The sequence below is a fragment of the Klebsiella sp. A52 genome, from assembly GCF_018388785.1.
Lineage (GTDB): Bacteria > Pseudomonadota > Gammaproteobacteria > Enterobacterales > Enterobacteriaceae > Klebsiella > Klebsiella aerogenes.
The window spans coordinates 1,317,630-1,336,073 of sequence record NZ_CP074437.1; the positions used below are offsets into that span (position 1 = coordinate 1,317,630).

Annotated in this window: 18 protein-coding genes; 15 read left to right on the plus strand and 3 right to left on the minus strand. The window is 53.3% G+C overall.

Translation table 11 applies throughout. The features are described from left to right. Positions 1 to 8 precede the first annotated feature (8 nt). Both rbsD and kup read right to left on the minus strand, forming a co-directional pair. Positions 9 to 428, minus strand: coding sequence for a D-ribose pyranase (rbsD, locus tag KGA69_RS06110; protein ID WP_045396015.1), 420 nt, complete (start codon positions 426 to 428; stop codon positions 9 to 11). Positions 429 to 614: 186 nt separating this feature from the next. Beyond that, a complete protein-coding gene (gene kup / locus KGA69_RS06115; RefSeq protein WP_045396012.1) occupies positions 615 to 2,483 on the minus strand; it encodes a low affinity potassium transporter Kup in 1,869 nt (622 codons plus the stop codon). Positions 2,484 to 2,700: 217 nt separating this feature from the next. On the opposite strand from kup, the gene ravA reads away from it, so the two are divergent. Together ravA and viaA are read left to right on the plus strand one after the other, a co-directional pair. After that, a complete protein-coding gene (ravA, locus tag KGA69_RS06120; protein ID WP_063447802.1) occupies positions 2,701 to 4,200 on the plus strand; it encodes an ATPase RavA in 1,500 nt (499 codons plus the stop codon). Then, positions 4,197 to 5,645: an ATPase RavA stimulator ViaA gene (viaA, locus tag KGA69_RS06125; protein WP_015368996.1), complete on the plus strand. Its 1,449-nt coding sequence runs from the start codon at positions 4,197 to 4,199 to the stop codon at positions 5,643 to 5,645. Before ravA ends, viaA begins: the two co-directional genes overlap by 4 nt. Before the next feature lie 3 nt (positions 5,646 to 5,648). On the opposite strand, the gene asnA is transcribed toward viaA, so the two are convergent. Then, entirely contained in the window at positions 5,649 to 6,641 is a 993-nt protein-coding gene (gene asnA / locus KGA69_RS06130) for an aspartate--ammonia ligase (protein ID WP_047044566.1), read from the minus strand. A gap of 152 nt (positions 6,642 to 6,793) precedes the next feature. On the opposite strand from asnA, the gene asnC reads away from it, so the two are divergent. The 13 genes from asnC to KGA69_RS06195 all read left to right on the plus strand — a co-directional run bounded on the left by asnC (position 6,794) and on the right by KGA69_RS06195 (position 18,300). Beyond that, positions 6,794 to 7,252, plus strand: coding sequence for a transcriptional regulator AsnC (asnC, locus tag KGA69_RS06135; RefSeq protein WP_015368998.1), 459 nt, complete (start codon positions 6,794 to 6,796; stop codon positions 7,250 to 7,252). Between the two features lie 98 nt (positions 7,253 to 7,350). Continuing rightward, the gene (gene mioC, locus KGA69_RS06140) at positions 7,351 to 7,791 is read left to right on the plus strand and encodes an FMN-binding protein MioC (RefSeq protein WP_045396008.1); all 441 of its coding nucleotides are present in this window, start codon (positions 7,351 to 7,353) and stop codon (positions 7,789 to 7,791) included. A gap of 383 nt (positions 7,792 to 8,174) precedes the next feature. Then, positions 8,175 to 10,064: a tRNA uridine-5-carboxymethylaminomethyl(34) synthesis enzyme MnmG gene (gene mnmG / locus KGA69_RS06145; RefSeq protein WP_032709507.1), complete on the plus strand. Its 1,890-nt coding sequence runs from the start codon at positions 8,175 to 8,177 to the stop codon at positions 10,062 to 10,064. A gap of 113 nt (positions 10,065 to 10,177) precedes the next feature. Continuing rightward, on the plus strand, positions 10,178 to 10,801 hold the full coding sequence (rsmG, locus tag KGA69_RS06150) for a 16S rRNA (guanine(527)-N(7))-methyltransferase RsmG (protein WP_015369001.1): 624 nt from the start codon (positions 10,178 to 10,180) through the stop codon (positions 10,799 to 10,801). A 616-nt stretch (positions 10,802 to 11,417) separates the two neighbouring features. Beyond that, entirely contained in the window at positions 11,418 to 11,798 is a 381-nt protein-coding gene (gene atpI / locus KGA69_RS06155; RefSeq protein ID WP_015703918.1) for a F0F1 ATP synthase subunit I, read from the plus strand. 8 nt (positions 11,799 to 11,806) lie between these two features. Beyond that, positions 11,807 to 12,622, plus strand: a complete 816-nt coding sequence (atpB, locus tag KGA69_RS06160) for a F0F1 ATP synthase subunit A (RefSeq protein WP_015369004.1) — start codon at positions 11,807 to 11,809, stop codon at positions 12,620 to 12,622. Positions 12,623 to 12,670: 48 nt separating this feature from the next. Beyond that, on the plus strand, positions 12,671 to 12,910 hold the full coding sequence (gene atpE, locus KGA69_RS06165; protein WP_000429386.1) for a F0F1 ATP synthase subunit C: 240 nt from the start codon (positions 12,671 to 12,673) through the stop codon (positions 12,908 to 12,910). 54 nt (positions 12,911 to 12,964) lie between these two features. Next, positions 12,965 to 13,435: a F0F1 ATP synthase subunit B gene (gene atpF / locus KGA69_RS06170; protein WP_004107293.1), complete on the plus strand. Its 471-nt coding sequence runs from the start codon at positions 12,965 to 12,967 to the stop codon at positions 13,433 to 13,435. A 14-nt stretch (positions 13,436 to 13,449) separates the two neighbouring features. Further along, complete coding sequence (gene atpH / locus KGA69_RS06175) at positions 13,450 to 13,983, plus strand: F0F1 ATP synthase subunit delta (protein ID WP_015369005.1); 534 nt, start codon at positions 13,450 to 13,452, stop codon at positions 13,981 to 13,983. Positions 13,984 to 13,995: 12 nt separating this feature from the next. Next, positions 13,996 to 15,537, plus strand: coding sequence for a F0F1 ATP synthase subunit alpha (atpA, locus tag KGA69_RS06180; RefSeq protein ID WP_015369006.1), 1,542 nt, complete (start codon positions 13,996 to 13,998; stop codon positions 15,535 to 15,537). A 50-nt stretch (positions 15,538 to 15,587) separates the two neighbouring features. Next, positions 15,588 to 16,451: a F0F1 ATP synthase subunit gamma gene (gene atpG / locus KGA69_RS06185; protein ID WP_015369007.1), complete on the plus strand. Its 864-nt coding sequence runs from the start codon at positions 15,588 to 15,590 to the stop codon at positions 16,449 to 16,451. A gap of 26 nt (positions 16,452 to 16,477) precedes the next feature. Beyond that, a complete protein-coding gene (atpD, locus tag KGA69_RS06190; protein ID WP_015369008.1) occupies positions 16,478 to 17,860 on the plus strand; it encodes a F0F1 ATP synthase subunit beta in 1,383 nt (460 codons plus the stop codon). Between the two features lie 20 nt (positions 17,861 to 17,880). Continuing rightward, positions 17,881 to 18,300, plus strand: coding sequence for a F0F1 ATP synthase subunit epsilon (locus KGA69_RS06195; protein WP_015703917.1), 420 nt, complete (start codon positions 17,881 to 17,883; stop codon positions 18,298 to 18,300). Positions 18,301 to 18,444 lie beyond the last annotated feature (144 nt).

Here is an 18,444-nt window from a genome sequence, read left to right on the forward strand (position 1 = left end):
CGGCGACCTCAGAAAGTGACGCCGGCACAGAGAATAATATTCGCATACGGGGAACACTCCCCGCTGCGAATTACCGCCTGACTATCTGCGGTTTGTTTTTTGAACTGCTCATGACTGGTGTAACGAATTTCAATCGTATTTCCCTGGTGCTGCTGCAGCTGCTCAAGATGATTGAGCAACGTCGCGTGGAGTTGCGGATTATGGGTTTTAATCTCTTCCGCGATGACCGCCGCCTCAACCTGCATTTCCGTCGTTACGACCTCCAGAACCTGCATAAATGAAGGTACGCCCTGAGTAAGCGCCATATCGATTCGCGCGCTGCTGCGGGGAACCGGCAACCCGGCGTCGCAAACAACCAGCATATCGGTATGACCGAGGCGGGAGATAACGGAAGAAATATCAGCGTTAAGTACGGTGCCTTTTTTCATTTTTTCTCTTTTGCTCCACTAGCGAAACGTTTCGCTAACATTAGTATTGTAAATGCAGGAGCAAAAAACCATCATCAAAAGAGATAAATGTGATCGCCATCGAAACGTTTCGCAAGGCGTGGGCAGGAAATTGCATCGAGATGTGAGAGACAAAAAAGCCCTTCATTATTGAAGGGCTTTTTGACATCAGATTTCTACCTGAGTACCGAGTTCGATAACCCGGTTCGGCGGGATTTCAAACTGATCCGGCGCGCGCAGAGCGTTACGCTGCAACAGCAGATACAGTTTGCCGCGCAGGCGCAGATACCATGGCCGTTTGCCGATAATCAGCGACTCGTGGGACATAAAGAACGACGTTTCCATCATTCGGCAGCTCAGCCCTTCCAGGCCGCAGCGATGGAACACCTCTTCGACGTTCGGCGTTTCACGCCAGCCATAGCTTGCTACAACGCGCCAGAACGACGGCGACAGTTGCTCAATCTGCACGCGGCGAACGTTATGCACATACGGAGCATCTTCGGTGCGCAGGGTCAGCAGGATCACGCGTTCATGCAGCACCTTGTTGTGTTTCAGGTTATGCAGCAGCGCAAATGGGATCACGTTCAGGGCGCGAGACATATAGACCGCGGTACCCGGCACGCGCACCGGCGGCGATTTCTCCAGCGAGGAGATCATCGCTTCCAGCGAGTTGCCATGCTCATGCATCCGGCGCAACAGGCGGAAACGCTCGCTCTTCCAGGTGGTCATCACCGTAAACATCACCAGACCCAGTGATAACGGCAACCAACCGCCGGAGACGATTTTATCGAGGTTCGCCGAGAATAGCGGAATATCGATACACAGGAAGGCCACCAGCATCAGGCCGACAAACAGCTTATTCCAGTGCCAGTTTTTGCGCGCCACGGTCGCCGACAGAATGGAGGTCAACACCATGGTGCCCGTTACCGCAATACCGTACGCCGCCGCCAGATTAGAAGAGTGCTCGAAGCTGACAATGACGATGACCACAGAAACGTACAGCAGCCAGTTAATGAACGGGATGTAAATCTGCCCGGACTCCATTTCCGAAGTATGGATAATGCGCATTGGCGACAGATAGCCCAGACGCACGGCCTGGCGAGTCAGCGAGAAGACCCCGGAAATCACCGCCTGCGAGGCGATAACCGTCGCCAGGGTCGCGATAATCAGCATCGGGATCAGCGCCCATTCCGGCGCCAACAGGAAGAACGGGTTTTTAATGGCTTCCGGGTGCTTCAACAGCAGCGCGCCCTGGCCAAAATAGTTAAGCACCAGTGATGGCAGTACTACCGAGAACCACGCTACGCGAATCGGTAGTTTGCCGAAGTGACCCATATCGGCATACAGCGCTTCCACACCGGTAATCGACAGCACCACCGCGCCGAGCGCAATAAAGGAGACCGTTTTGTACTGCAGGAAGAAGTTCACTGCCCAGTAAGGGTTCAGCGCCTGCAGAACTTCCGGGTTATCGAGAATACTGCGCGCGCCAAGCACCGCCAGCAACAGGAACCAGATAAGCATAATTGGCGCGAACAGCTTGCCGACCATCCCGGTTCCGTGTTTTTGAATAGCAAAAAGCAGGGTCAGCACAATAATGGAGATGGGGACAATCCAGGTATCCAGCTGTGGGGCGATAATTTCCAACCCCTCTATCGCCGACATCACCGATATTGCCGGGGTTATCACCACTTCACCATAGAAGAAGCTACCGCCAATCAGGCCGAGGATCACCAATACGGAGGTCATCTTTGCCGAGGTGTTGCGCCCCGCCAGCGACATCAGCGTCAAGATCCCGCCCTCGCCGGCGTTATCCGCCCGCATCACGAAGGTGATGTATTTTATTGATACGGTAAAGATCAACAGCCAGAAAATCAGCGACAGAAAGCCAAAAACCGCATCGCGTTCAACGCCAAAGCCAAACTGGCCTGACAGACATTCGCGAAGGGTATACAGTGGACTGGTACCGATATCGCCGTAAACCACGCCGATTGCCGCCAGCGTTATTGCCGGCAGCGATTGTTTATTATCAGTGCTCATAGACTAGTCTTTTCGTTTATAAAACAAATGTGTGCCTAGTCCCTTGGCCCACAAAAAGCGCACAGTATGCACGATTATTTGCTGAATCGTACCCCTAACTGACACCATATTAACTTAGCTCAAAGAAAATAAATCGATTCTTCAGGCTATTACCACCCCTAATCAAACATCTATACTCGACGCAATAACGACACACGACAAAGCACGCAACTCTATTATGGCTCAATCACATTTACTGGCAGAAAGAATTTCCCGACTTAGCGCCGCCCTGGAAAAAGGGCTCTTTGAACGCAGCCACGCAATACGCCTGTGCCTGTTGGCCGCGCTTAGCGGCGAGAGCGTGTTCCTGCTGGGGCCGCCCGGCATCGCGAAAAGCCTGATCGCCCGCCGCCTTAAGTTCGCTTTCAGGCAGGCGCGCGCTTTTGAATATCTGATGACCCGCTTCTCCACGCCGGAAGAAGTTTTCGGCCCGCTGTCGATTCAGGCGCTCAAAGATGAAGGGCGCTATGAGCGTTTAACGGCAGGCTATCTGCCAGAGGCGGAAATCGTCTTCCTGGATGAAATCTGGAAAGCCGGCCCGGCTATCCTAAATACCCTGCTGACGGCCATCAACGAACGCCACTTCCGCAACGGCGCCCATGAAGAGAAAATCCCAATGCGCCTGCTGGTCGCGGCGTCGAACGAACTGCCCGAAGCGGACAACAGCCTCGAAGCCTTATATGACCGCATGCTGATCCGCCTGTGGCTGGATAAAGTACAGGATAAAACTAACTTCCGCTCGATGCTGGTCAGCCAGCAGGATGAAAACAGCAATCCGGTTCCTGAAAACCTGCAAATCAGCACCGAAGAGTTCACCCAGTGGCAGCATGACATTGGTACCGTGAAGTTGCCGGACAATGTCTTCGAGCTGGTTTTCCAACTGCGCCAACAATTAGATGCCTTGCCTAATGCGCCTTACGTTTCCGATCGCCGCTGGAAAAAAGCCATCCGTCTGCTGCAGGCCAGCGCCTTCTTTAGCGGCCGCGACGCCATCGCGCCTATCGACCTGATCCTGCTGAAAGATTGCCTGTGGCATAACATCGAAAGCATGAATCTGATGTCGCAGCAGTTGGAATCCCTGATGACCAGCCATGCCTGGGGCCAGCAGGCGATGCTGACTAAACTGGGCGCCATCATCCAACGCCGTATTCAAATCCAGCAGCAGCACAGCGATAAAACCGCGCTTAAAGTCACGCGCGTTGGCGGCATGTTCAGCCGTAAGCCGCATTACGAACTGCCAGACGGTGTTGAAGGCGAGACGTTGACGCTGCTTCTCCAGCAACCGCTGAAACTGCACGATCTCGAAGTTATCCATATCGCCTTTGAACGCCAGGCGCTGATCAACTGGCTGGAGAAAGGCGGCGAGATCCGCGGCAAGCTCAACGGTATCGGTTTTGCCCAGCCATTAACGATGGATGTCGATGCCAGCCAACACCTGGTGGTGCGCGACGTCAGCCTGCAAGGCTCGCGCCTGTCGCTGCCCGGCAGCGAATCTCAGGAAAATATGCCTGCCGAGATCCGCCAGCAGCTGGAAGCGCTGGATGACGAGTGGCACCAGCAACATAACCGCTTTAGCGAACAGCAAAAATGCCTGTTTATTCCCGGCGACTGGCTGGGGCGTATCGAAGCCAGCCTGCAGGACGTCGGCGCGCAAATTAAACAGGCGCGCCAGCCATGACGCTCGACATGCTGAATGTCATGCTGGCGGTCAGCGAAGAAGGGATGATCGAGGAGATGCTGCTGGCGCTGCTGGCCTCGCCTCAACTGGCGGTGTTCTTTGAAAAATTTCCGCGGCTGAAAAATATCATCGCCGCCGATATTCCGCGCTGGCGAGAAGCGGTTCGCGCCCGGCTCAAAGAGACGCAGATCCCTCCCGAGCTGGACGCCGAAGTGCAGATCTATCAGCAGGCCCAGCTGCTTTCAACATCGCAATTTATCGTGCAGCTGCCGCAGATCCTCGGCAAGCTGCATAAGCTCCAGTCGCCCTTTGCCGCCCAGGCGCAGCAGCTGGTGGACGATAACGCAACCTTCACCCCAGCGCTACATACTCTGTTCTTACAACGCTGGCGCTTAAGTCTGGTGGTACAGACCACCACCCTCAACCAGCACTTATTAGACGATGAGCGCGATCAGCTGCTCAGCGAGGTGCAGGAACGAATGACGCTGAGCGGGCAGCTAGAGCCGGTGCTGGTGGAAAACGACAACGCCGCCGGCCGCCTGTGGGATATGAGCGCCGGCGAGCTTAAACGCGGCGATTACCAGCTGATCGTGCGCTATGGCGATTTTCTCAGCCAACAGCCGGAACTGATGCAGCTGGCTGAGCAGTTGGGCAGATCGCGGGAAGCCAAACTGGTGCCGAAGAAGGATGCGCCGATGGAGGCCTTCCGCGCGATGGTTCGTGAACCGGCAACGGTACCAGAGCAGGTCGATGGCCTGCAGCAAAGCGACGATATTCTACGTCTGTTGCCGCCAGAGCTGGCAACGCTCGGCATCACCGAACTGGAGTTCGAGTTCTACCGTAAGCTGGTGGAAAAACAGCTATTAACTTATCGCCTGCACGGCGACGCCTGGCGAGAGAAAATCACCGAACGCCCGGTAACCCGGCAGGATTTTGATGAGCAGCCGCGCGGGCCATTTATTGTCTGCGTAGATACCTCAGGTTCGATGGGCGGTTTTAACGAACAATGCGCCAAAGCCTTTTGTCTGGCGCTGATGCGCGTCGCGCTGGCGGATAACCGCCGCTGCTACATCATGCTGTTCTCCAGCGAAGTGGTGCACTACGAGCTAACCGGCCCGCAGGGGCTGGAGCAGGCGATCCGTTTTTTAAGCCAGCGCTTTCGCGGCGGCACCGATCTGGCCAGCTGTTTTCGCGCGATCGTTGAACGTTTGCAAAGCCCGCAGTGGGTCGATGCCGATGCGGTGGTGATTTCCGATTTTATCGCCCAGCGGTTGCCGGATGAGGTGGTCAATAAGGTGGGGGAGCTGCAGCACAAACATCAGCATCGTTTTCACGCGGTGGCGATGTCGGTACACGGCAAACCCGGCATCATGCGCATCTTCGATCATATCTGGCGCTTTGATACCGGATTGCGTAGCCGCCTGCTGCGTCGCTGGCGGCGTTAATCTTTACAGCAGAGCGGCGACGCTTTCCCGCACCTGCGCGGGCCATACGCCGCACTGTACCTGGCCGATATGGTCAAGCTGCAGCAACAGCATGGTTAAACGCGACTGGCCAATACCGCCGCCAATGGTCTGCGGCATCTCGCCGCGCAGCAGCGCCTGGTGCCATTCAAGCTGCAGACGGTCTTCATCGCCGGTCACCGCCAACTGGCGCTTCAGCGCCTCGGCGTCAACGCGGATCCCCATAGAGGAAAGCTCAAAAGCGTCTTCCAGCACCGGGTTCCACACCAGGATATCGCCGTTCAGGCCGGCAAAGCCTTCCGCCGATGGCGAGCTCCAGTCATCATAATCCGGCGCGCGAACATCGTGGCGCTTACCGTCAGACAGTTTACCGCCGATACCGATTAAGAAGACGGCGCCAAGCTCTTTAGCGATCGCCCTCTCGCGGCCTTTAGCATCCAGATCCGGATAACGGCTCAACAGTTCCTGACTGTGAATAAAGTGGATCTGTTCCGGCAGGAATGGCGTCAGACCAAATTCCTGACTTACCGCCAGCTCGGTGGCTTTGATCCCAGCGTAAATCGCCTCAACCGTCGCTTTCAGCGTGCCGGTATGGCGTTCGCCGTCGCCCATGACGCGTTCCCAGTCCCACTGGTCAACATAAACGGAATGAATTGGGGTGAGGCGGTCTTCATCGGGGCGAAGGGCCTTCATGTGCGTGTATAGCCCTTCGCCCGCGCTGAAGTCGTGTTGTCCCAGGGTTTGACGCTTCCACTTCGCCAGTGAATGAACCACTTCGAATTGGGCGTCTGGCAGTGTTTTCACTTTTACCTGAACCGCTTTCTCGCAGCCGGACAAGTTGTCCTGCGTCCCATCTCCTACGCGGCTTAAGATCGGCGCCTGCACTTCAATCAGGCCAAGCTTCTCTTCCAGCTGACGGGAAAAATGGGATTTAACGAAACTAATCTGGCGTTGTTTTGCGATGTATGCGGTTTTCATTTTTTATCACTCCTGCGTCCTGTTGATATTGATTAAGCAACAGAAATGGCACTGAATTCAACAATCAATCAATAAAAAGACGTCTTGAGTTTTGATTCATTAAATTAACAAGCTAAAATAGTAAGAATCATCAAACATCATAAGAAAAAACAATGGAAAATTATCAGATCGACAATCTGGACCGCGGCATTCTTGATGCCTTAATGGCCAATGCGCGCACTGCCTATGCCGAACTGGCCAAACAGTTCGGCGTGAGCCCAGGTACGATTCACGTACGCGTAGAGAAAATGAAACAGGCGGGCATTATTACCGGCGCGCGAATTGACGTTAGCCCGAAACAGCTCGGTTATGACGTCGGCTGTTTTATCGGCATCATTCTTAAGAGCGCTAAAGACTATCCTTCCGCCCTCGCCCGGCTGGAGAGCCTGGAAGAGGTGACAGAGGCTTACTACACCACCGGCCACTACAGCATCTTTATTAAGGTGATGTGTAAATCCATCGATGCCCTGCAGCAGGTACTTATCAACAAGATCCAAACAATCGATGAAATTCAGTCCACTGAAACCCTGATCGTGCTGCAGAACCCGATCATGCGTACCATCAAGCCCTGATCGCTTTTTTTAATCCCACATTTTTCCACAGGTAGATCCCAGCTCGCTCACAGCGTACAATACGCCACTCAGAATAGTTGAGCGAGCGATCGGCGATCATGGCAGACATTACACTTATCAGCGGCAGCACCCTGGGCAGTGCGGAATATGTAGCAGAACATCTGGCAGAAAAGCTGGAAGAAGCGGGCTACAGCACTGATATCCAGCACGGTCCGCTGGTTGACGATCTGCAGGCTGAAGGGATCTGGTTAGTTATCTCTTCTACCCATGGCGCCGGCGATATTCCGGACAACCTGGTCCCCTTTTATGAAGCGTTGCTGGAGAAGCAGGTCGAGCTTTCTGCCGTTCGCTTTGGCGCGGTGGGCATCGGTAGCCGCGAATATGACACTTTTTGCGGCGCAATCGACAAACTCGAAGCGGCATTAAAGGCCAACGGGGCAAAACAGATCGGTGAAACGCTGAAAATTAATGTCCTCGAACACGAGATTCCTGAAGATCCGGCCGAGGTTTGGGTGGGATCCTGGAAAGATTTACTCTGAGTTTTGTAAAGATCCACACTTTCTTCTGTGGATAAACCTGCTCAAAAGCTTGGATCAACCGGTAGTTATCCAAAGAATAACCGAAGTATGCTTTTTGAGCTGTGCATAACCCTTCATTCTGATCCCAGCTTATACGGAACAGGATCACCGATCATTCACAGATTGTGATCCTTCTTAAGCGTTTGATCTTAAATCGTGGATCCGACTTATCCACAAAGAGAGTCGATCCTAATAAGAGATCACAATAGAACAGATCTCTAAATAAAAGATCTTCTTTTTAATACTCAGGATCCCGGAGTCTTTCTCGAAAGAGCAAAGTTGAGTAGAATCCACGGCCCGGGCTTCAATCCATTTTCAAACCGCGTTATGCGAGGCAGATCACCATGTTTTATCAGGATCCTTTTGACGTCATCATCATTGGCGGGGGTCATGCAGGCACTGAGGCCGCGATGGCAGCAGCGCGAATGGGCCAACAAACCCTGCTTTTGACACACAATATCGACACGCTGGGGCAGATGAGCTGCAACCCGGCGATTGGCGGCATTGGGAAGGGACACCTGGTAAAAGAAGTGGATGCGCTCGGTGGTCTGATGGCGAAAGCGATCGATCAGGCAGGCATTCAGTTTAGGATACTAAACGGCAGCAAAGGCCCAGCAGTCCGTGCGACCCGCGCCCAGGCCGACCGGGTGTTGTATCGCCAGGCGGTACGCACCGCGCTGGAGAACCAGCCGAACCTGATGATCTTCCAGCAGGCGGTGGAAGATCTGATTGTCGAAAACGATCGCGTCGTCGGTGCGGTAACCCAAATGGGTCTCAAGTTCCGCGCTAAGTCGGTGGTATTGACCGTCGGCACCTTCCTGGACGGTAAAATTCACATTGGCCTGGACAACTACAGCGGCGGTCGTGCCGGCGATCCGCCGTCGATCCCGCTGTCTCGCCGTCTGCGTGAACTGCCGCTGCGCGTAAGCCGCCTGAAAACCGGTACTCCGCCGCGTATCGACGCGCGCACCATCGATTTTAGCGTGCTGGCGCAACAGCACGGCGATAATCCGATGCCGGTCTTCTCGTTTATGGGATCCGCGGATCAACATCCGCGCCAGGTACCGTGCTATATCACTCACACCAACGAGAAAACCCATGATGTGATCCGCAGCAACCTCGATCGCAGCCCAATGTACGCCGGGGTGATTGAAGGTATCGGCCCACGTTACTGCCCGTCGATCGAAGACAAGGTCATGCGCTTTGCCGATCGCAACCAGCATCAGATCTTCCTTGAACCGGAAGGGCTGACTTCAAACGAAATTTATCCAAACGGTATCTCCACCAGCCTGCCGTTTGATGTGCAAATGCAAATCGTCCGTTCAATGCAGGGGATGGAAAACGCGAAGATCGTTCGCCCTGGCTATGCCATTGAGTACGATTTCTTTGACCCGCGTGACCTGAAGCCGACGCTGGAGAGCAAATACATTCAGGGTCTGTTCTTCGCCGGCCAGATTAACGGCACTACCGGCTATGAAGAAGCCGCTGCGCAGGGTTTGCTTGCCGGTCTTAATGCCGCCCGCTTCTCAGCGGAAAAAGAAGGTTGGGCGCCGCGTCGCGATCAGGCCTACCTTGGCGTGCTGGTGGACGATCTGTGCACACTTGGCACCAAAGAACCGTACCGTATGTTTACCTCCCGTGCGGAATATCGCCTGATGCTGCGTGAAGACAACGCCGATCTGCGCCTGACCGAACAGGGGCGTGAGCTGGGGCTGGTGGACGATGAGCGCTGGGCGCGTTTCAACGAGAAACTGGAAAACATTGAACGTGAACGCCAACGCCTGAAAACCAGCTGGGTCAACCCGCTGGCGGAAAGCGCTGCCGAAGTGAACGCTCACCTGACCGCACCGCTATCGCGTGAAGCCAGCGGCGAAGATCTGCTGCGTCGTCCGGAAATGACCTACGAACAGCTGGTTCAGCTTTCTCCGTTCGCGCCGGGCCTGCAGGATCAACAGGCGGCAGAGCAGGTTGAGATTCAGGTTAAGTACGAAGGCTATATCGCTCGTCAGCAGGACGAAATCGAAAAGCAGCAGCGCAACGAGAATACTTTGCTGCCGGCAACGCTCGATTACCGTCAGGTATCCGGCCTGTCCAACGAGGTTATTGCCAAGCTGAACGACCATAAACCGTCATCGATCGGCCAGGCATCGCGTATTTCCGGGATTACCCCGGCGGCAATTTCTATTTTGCTGGTGTGGCTGAAAAAGCAGGGGATGCTGCGCCGCAGCGCCTGATAATCGTCAGAGCGCGTTAATTTGGCGGATGCAAAATCAGCGTTCGCCTTTATAATTCACAGCCCGGTAAGCGTTAGCGCCTCCGGGCTCATTATTTTTAGAAGGTACTCACCGTGCTCAACAAACTTTCTCGTCTGCTGGATGAAGCGGGTATTTCGCTCACCGATCACCAGAAAAACCAGCTGGTGGCGTATGTCGGGCTGCTGGATAAGTGGAACAAAGCCTATAACCTGACCTCTGTTCGCGATCCTAACGAGATGCTGGTTCGCCATATCCTCGATAGCATTATCGTTGCGCCGTATCTACAGGGCTCCCGCTTTATCGATGTGGGAACCGGCCCGGGCCTGCCGGGTATTCCGCTGGCTATCGTGCGCCCGGAATCTCATTTCACATTACTGGATAGCCTTGGCAAGCGTGTGCGCTTCCTGCGCCAGGTCCAGCATGAGCTAAAACTGGATAACATCACCCCCGTGCAGAGCCGTGTGGAAGCGTTTCCCGCCGAGCCGCCGTTTGATGGCGTCATTAGCCGCGCTTTTGCTTCGCTGAACGACATGGTGAGCTGGTGCCACCACCTGCCGGCGGCAGATGGGCATTTCTACGCGTTGAAAGGGCAGGCGCAGGAAAGTGAAATGGCAGACCTGCCAGAAGGTTACCAGGTTTGCGACGTGATTAAACTGCATGTACCCCAGTTGGAAGGGGAGAGACATTTGGTGGTCATTAAGCCAAACGCCTTATAATTTTTATCAAAAAATGTGGAAAAAATGTGGCCTGCGCATGTTACAAAAATCAAAGTTACCTGCGGGTATTATCTGGCCACTTTTAACCTTGTTTTTACTGTGGCTTTTCTAGTGTTTAACTTTAGCGTGGTGGTTTACTGGCAGAATAGTCAACTTTGAAAATATCAGGGTGCTAAAAATCGATGAACTGTCAGTTCATATTGATGTTAAATTTTTATTATAAATGTCAATAAAAGGTTTTTATTGTATGTGGGGTTGTTTTACAAAAAGACCTCACTTTTTATCTTGAATATCAAAAAGATGAAAACTTACTGATTCTGTACAGATTTAATTCGATTGCGCCGAAAATGTTTATTATGTGATCTGATGCACGCTTTAATGGCCGCGTTTTCTCATTATTTGCACTTCTGGTTGATCCCTCACTGATTGACGAAATGCATGAAAAATTGCCGCTCAGAAAATAATTAAACATTTATTCACTATTTTGCTACTTAATGTTTGAAATCACGTGTTGTCACCGTATAATTTGTCCGCTTTTTGACGCTTGACTCTTGGTCTTAAAGAACGTTTTATACGACACGCGGCATACCTCGAAGGGAGCAGGAGTAAAAACGTGATGTCTATGTCGCTCGTGAGTCGAAACGTTGCTCGAAAGCTTCTGTTTATTCAGTTACTGGCAGTAATAGCAAGTGGACTGCTGTTCAGCCTCAAAGACCCCTTCTGGGGCATCTCCGCCATATGCGGAGGTTTGGCAGTTGTTTTGCCAAACGCGTTGTTTATGATTTTTGCCTGGCGCCATCAGGCGCATACACCAGCACAAGGCCGAGTGGCCTGGACCTTCGCCTTCGGTGAAGCATTCAAGGTGTTGCTGACCTTCGCCCTACTGGCGATGGCGCTGGCGGTTTTTGAAGTGGTATTTTTGCCGCTGATAGTGACGTGGGTTTTGGTGCTGGTGGTACAAATTCTGGCTCCAGCTGTAATTAACAACAAAGGGTAAAAGGCATCATGGCTTCAGAAAATATGACGCCGCAGGATTACATAGGACACCATCTGAATAACCTTCAGTTGGACCTACGTACATTCTCGCTGGTGGATCCGCACAACCCCCCAGCCACCTTCTGGACGCTCAATATTGACTCCATGTTTTTCTCGGTGGTTCTCGGTCTGCTGTTCCTTGCCATGTTCCGTAGCGTTGCTAAGAGAGCGACCAGCGGCGTACCAGGGAAATTCCAAACCTTCATCGAAATGATCATCGGCTTCGTCCATGGCAGCGTCAAAGACATGTACCATGGCAAGAGCAAGGTCATCGCGCCGCTGGCGCTTACCGTGTTCGTCTGGGTATTCCTGATGAACCTGATGGACCTGCTGCCAATCGACCTGATTCCTTATATCGGCGAACACATTTTCGGCCTGCCTGCACTGCGCGTGGTTCCGTCTGCGGACGTGAACATCACCCTGTCGATGGCGCTTGGCGTGTTCATCCTGATTATTTTCTACAGCATCAAAATGAAAGGCGTTGGTGGGTTCGTTAAAGAACTGACCATGCAGCCGTTCAATCACTGGGCGTTCATTCCTGTCAACTTAATCCTTGAAGGGGTAAGCCTGCTGTCCAAACCGGTTTCTCTCGGTCTGCGACTGTTCGGCAACATGTATGCCGGTGAGCTGATTTTCATTCTGATTGCTGGTCTGTTGCCGTGGTGGTCACAGTGGATTCTGAATGTGCCTTGGGCCATTTTCCACATCCTGATTATTACGCTGCAAGCCTTCATCTTCATGGTTCTGACGATTGTCTATCTGTCGATGGCATCCGAAGAGCATTGATTTTTACCAACACTACTACGTTTTAACTGAAACAAACTGGAGACTGTCATGGAAAACCTGAATATGGATCTGCTGTACATGGCTGCCGCTGTGATGATGGGTCTGGCGGCAATCGGTGCTGCGATCGGTATCGGCATCCTCGGGGGTAAATTCCTGGAAGGCGCAGCGCGTCAACCGGATCTGATTCCTCTGCTGCGTACTCAGTTCTTTATCGTTATGGGTCTGGTGGATGCTATCCCGATGATCGCTGTAGGTCTGGGTCTGTACGTGATGTTTGCTGTCGCGTAGTAAGTTGTTCGAAAGAAACCTAAGCCACAGAGTTAATTTAAGAGGTATTGTGCTGTGAACATGAACGCAACAATCCTCGGCCAGGCCATCGCGTTTGTTATCTTCGTATGGTTCTGCATGAAGTACGTATGGCCGCCGTTAATGGCTGCCATCGAAAAGCGCCAGAAAGAAATTTCTGACGGTTTAGCTTCTGCAGAACGCGCTAAGAAAGATTTGGACCTTGCACAGGCCAACGCGACCGACCAGCTGAAAAAAGCGAAAGCGGAAGCCCAGGTAATCATCGAGCAAGCGAACAAGCGTCGCTCTCAGATTCTGGACGAAGCTAAAGCTGAAGCAGAACAGGAACGCACCAAAATCGTCGCACAGGCGCAGGCTGAAATCGATGCCGAACGTAAACGTGCTCGCGAAGAACTGCGTAAGCAGGTTGCTATCCTGGCTGTTGCTGGCGCCGAGAAGATCATCGAACGTTCCGTGGATGAAGCTGCTAACAGCGACATCGTGGATAAACTTGTCGCTGAACTGTAAGGAGGGAGGGGCTGATGTCTGAATTTGTAACGGTAGCTCGCCCCTACGCCAAAGCAGCTTTTGACTTTGCCGTCGAACACAAAAGTGTTGAGCGCTGGCAGGATATGCTGGCGTTTGCCGCTGAAGTGACTAAAAACGAACAAATGGCAGAGCTTCTCTCCGGTGCCCTGGCGCCGGAAACGCTCTCAGATGCGTTTATCGCTATCTGCGGCGAGCAACTCGACGAAAATGGTCAGAACCTGATTCGGGTGATGGCTGAAAATGGTCGTCTGAAGGTGCTCCCGGATGTTCTTGAGCAGTTCATTCACCTGCGTGCGGCCAGCGAGGCCATCGCAGAGGTAGATGTTATTTCTGCCAACCAACTGAGTGAAGAACAGCTTGCGAAGATCTCCGGCGCGATGGAAAAGCGTCTGTCACGCAAAGTTAAGCTGAATTGCAAAATCGATAAGTCTGTTATGGCAGGAGTTATCATCCGCTCGGGTGATATGGTCATTGATGGTAGCGTACGCGGCCGTCTTGATCGCCTGGCAGACGTCTTGCAGTCTTAAGGGGACTGGAGCATGCAACTGAATTCCACCGAAATCAGCGAACTGATCAAGCAGCGCATTGCTCAGTTCAATGTTGTGAGTGAAGCTCACAACGAAGGTACTATTGTTTCTGTAAGTGACGGTGTTATCCGCATCCACGGCCTGGCCGATTGTATGCAGGGTGAAATGATCTCCCTGCCGGGTAACCGTTACGCTATCGCACTGAACCTGGAGCGCGACTCCGTTGGTGCGGTTGTGATGGGTCCGTATGCTGACCTCGCCGAAGGCATGAAGGTTAAGTGTACTGGCCGTATTCTGGAAGTTCCGGTCGGTCGTGGTCTGTTAGGCCGCGTGGTGAACACCCTGGGTGCGCCGATTGACGGTAAAGGTCCTGTTGAGCACGATGGCTTCTCGCCAATCGAAGTTATCGCTCCGGGCGTTATCGATCGTCAATCCGTAGACCAGCCGGTGCAGACCGGTTACAAATCTGTTGACGCCATGATTCCAATCGGCCGTGGCCAGCGTGAGCTGATCATCGGTGACCGTCAGACCGGTAAAACCGCGATGGCAATCGATGCGATCATCAACCAGCGTGATTCCGGCATCAAATGCGTATACGTAGCTATCGGCCAGAAAGCGTCCACCATCTCTAACGTGGTGCGTAAACTGGAAGAGCACGGCGCGCTGTCCAACACTATCGTTGTTGTGGCGACCGCTTCTGAATCTGCTGCGCTGCAATACCTGGCGCCGTATGCCGGTTGCGCAATGGGCGAATACTTCCGCGACCGCGGTGAAGATGCGCTGATCGTTTACGATGACCTGTCTAAACAGGCTGTTGCTTACCGTCAGGTTTCCCTGCTGCTCCGTCGTCCGCCAGGACGTGAAGCATTCCCGGGCGACGTGTTCTACCTCCACTCCCGTCTGCTGGAGCGCGCATCCCGCGTTAACGCGGAATACGTTGAGAAATTCACCAATGGTGAAGTTAAAGGTAAAACCGGCTCCCTGACTGCGCTGCCGATTATCGAGACGCAAGCGGGTGACGTTTCCGCATTCGTTCCGACCAACGTAATTTCCATTACCGATGGTCAGATCTTCCTGGAAACCAACCTGTTCAACTCCGGTATTCGTCCGGCGGTTAACCCGGGTATCTCCGTATCCCGTGTTGGTGGTGCTGCTCAGACCAAGATCATCAAGAAACTGTCCGGTGGTATCCGTACCGCGCTGGCGCAGTATCGTGAACTGGCTGCGTTCTCTCAGTTCGCATCCGATCTGGACGAAGCGACTCGTAAGCAGCTGAGCCACGGTCAGAAAGTGACCGAACTGCTGAAACAGAAACAGTATGCACCTATGTCTGTAGCACAGCAGGGCCTGGTACTGTTCGCTGCTGAACGCGGTTACCTCGAAGATGTGGAACTGGCGAAAATCGGTAGCTTCGAAGCCGCTCTGCTGGCTTACGTTGACCGTGACCACGCTCCGCTGATGCAAGAGATTAACCAGACCGGTGGCTATAACGACGAGATCGAAGGCAAGCTGAAAGGCATCCTCGACTCCTTCAAAGCAACCCAGTCCTGGTAAAGTCTGGCGGCTTGCCTTAGGGCAGGCCGCAAGGCATTGAGGAGAAGCTCATGGCCGGCGCAAAAGAGATACGTAGTAAGATCGCAAGCGTCCAGAACACGCAAAAGATCACCAAAGCGATGGAGATGGTCGCCGCCTCCAAAATGCGTAAAACGCAGGATCGCATGGCGGCCAGCCGTCCATATGCAGATACTATGCGCAAAGTGATTGGTCACCTTGCGAACGGTAATCTGGAATATAAGCACCCGTACCTGGAAGAACGCGACGTTAAACGCGTGGGCTACCTGGTGGTGTCGACCGACCGTGGTCTGTGCGGTGGCTTGAACATTAACCTGTTCAAAAAACTGCTGGCGGATATGAAAGCATGGTCCGATAAAGGCGTTCAGTGCGACCTCGCAATGATCGGCTCTAAAGGCGTGTCTTTCTTTAACTCCGTGGGCGGCAATATTGTGGCCCAGGTGACCGGTATGGGTGATAACCCGTCCCTGTCCGAACTGATCGGCCCGGTAAAAGTGATGTTGCAGGCCTACGATGAAGGCCGTCTGGACAAGCTTTACGTTGTCAGCAACAAATTTATTAACACCATGTCTCAGGCTCCGACCATCACTCAGCTGCTGCCATTACCGGCTTCAGAAGATGATGATCTGAAACGTAAGTCCTGGGATTACCTGTATGAGCCCGATCCGAAAGCGCTGCTGGATACCCTCCTGCGTCGTTATGTGGAATCTCAGGTTTATCAGGGCGTGGTAGAAAACCTGGCCAGCGAGCAGGCCGCCCGTATGGTGGCGATGAAAGCCGCGACCGATAATGGCGGCAGCCTGATTAAAGAGCTGCAGTTGGTATACAACAAAGCTCGTCAGGCCAGCATTACTCAGGAACTCACCGAGATCGTCTCGGGGGCCGCCGCGGTTTAACCAGGTTATTTCGTAGAGGATTTAAGATGGCTACTGGAAAGATTGTCCAGGTAATCGGCGCCGTGGTCGACGTCGAGTTCCCTCAGGATGCCGTACCACGCGTGTACGATGCCCTTGAGGTACAGAATGGTAATGAGAGCCTGGTGCTGGAAGTTCAGCAGCAGCTCGGCGGTGGCGTAGTTCGTGCTATCGCCATGGGTTCTTCCGACGGTCTGCGTCGTGGTCTGGAAGTTAAAGACCTCGAGCATCCGATCGAAGTCCCGGTAGGTAAAGCGACTCTGGGCCGTATCATGAACGTCCTGGGTCAGCCGATCGACATGAAAGGCGACATCGGCGAAGAAGAGCGTTGGGCTATCCACCGCGCGGCGCCTTCCTATGAAGAGCTGTCCAGCTCTCAGGAACTGCTGGAAACCGGCATCAAAGTTATCGACCTGATGTGTCCGTTCGCTAAGGGCGGTAAAGTTGGTCTGTTCGGTGGTGCGGGTGTAGGTAAAACCGTAAACATGATGGAGCTGATCCGTAACATCGCGATCGAGCACTCCGGTTACTCCGTGTTTGCGGGCGTCGGTGAGCGTACTCGTGAGGGTAACGACTTCTACCACGAAATGACCGACTCTAACGTTCTGGATAAAGTATCCCTGGTTTACGGCCAGATGAACGAGCCGCCGGGAAACCGTCTGCGCGTTGCGCTGACCGGCCTGACCATGGCTGAGAAATTCCGTGACGAAGGTCGTGACGTTCTGCTGTTCGTCGATAACATCTATCGTTACACCCTGGCCGGTACTGAAGTATCTGCACTGCTGGGCCGTATGCCTTCAGCGGTAGGTTATCAGCCGACTCTGGCGGAAGAGATGGGCGTTCTGCAGGAACGTATCACCTCCACCAAAACCGGTTCTATCACCTCCGTTCAGGCGGTATACGTACCTGCGGATGACTTGACTGACCCGTCCCCAGCAACCACCTTTGCGCACCTTGACGCAACCGTGGTACTGAGCCGTCAGATCGCGTCTCTGGGTATCTACCCGGCCGTTGACCCGCTGGATTCCACCAGCCGTCAGCTGGATCCGCTGGTTGTTGGTCAGGAACACTACGACACCGCGCGTGGCGTACAGTCCCTGCTGCAGCGTTATCAGGAACTGAAAGACATCATCGCCATCCTGGGTATGGATGAACTGTCTGAAGAAGATAAACTGGTGGTAGCTCGCGCTCGTAAGATCCAGCGCTTCCTGTCCCAGCCGTTCTTCGTAGCAGAAGTATTTACCGGTTCTCCGGGTAAATACGTTTCGCTGAAAGACACCATCCGTGGCTTTAAAGGCATCATGGAAGGCGAATACGATCACCTGCCGGAGCAGGCGTTCTACATGGTCGGTTCCATCGAAGAAGCCGTGGAAAAAGCCAAAAAACTTTAACGCCTTAATCGGAGGGTGATATGGCAATGACTTACCACCTGGATGTCGTCAGCGCAGAGAAACAAATGTTCTCTGGCCTGGTCGAGAAAATCCAGGTAACGGGTAGCGAAGGTGAACTGGGTATTTTCCCGGGTCACGCGCCGCTGCTCACCGCCATTAAGCCTGGTATGATTCGCATCGTTAAACAGTTCGGTCACGAAGAGTTTATCTATCTGTCCGGCGGCATTCTTGAAGTGCAACCGGGCAACGTGATCGTTCTGGCCGATACGGCAATTCGCGGTCAGGACCTCGACGAAGCACGAGCCCTGGAAGCGAAACGTAAAGCGGAAGAGCACATCAAGAGCTCTCACGGCGACGTGGATTACGCTCAGGCGTCCGCGGAACTGGCCAAAGCGATCGCTAAACTGCGCGTTATCGAATTGACCAAAAAAGCGATGTAACACCGGCTTGAAAGCTAAAAGCCAGTCTGGAAACAGACTGGCTTTTTTTATGCTTAATACGTCAGCGGTGACGTCGGACAAAACACACTCCCCCTTAATTGTTATTGATTAGTTAAATGATGAAGCGTAGACTGATTTTTGTGA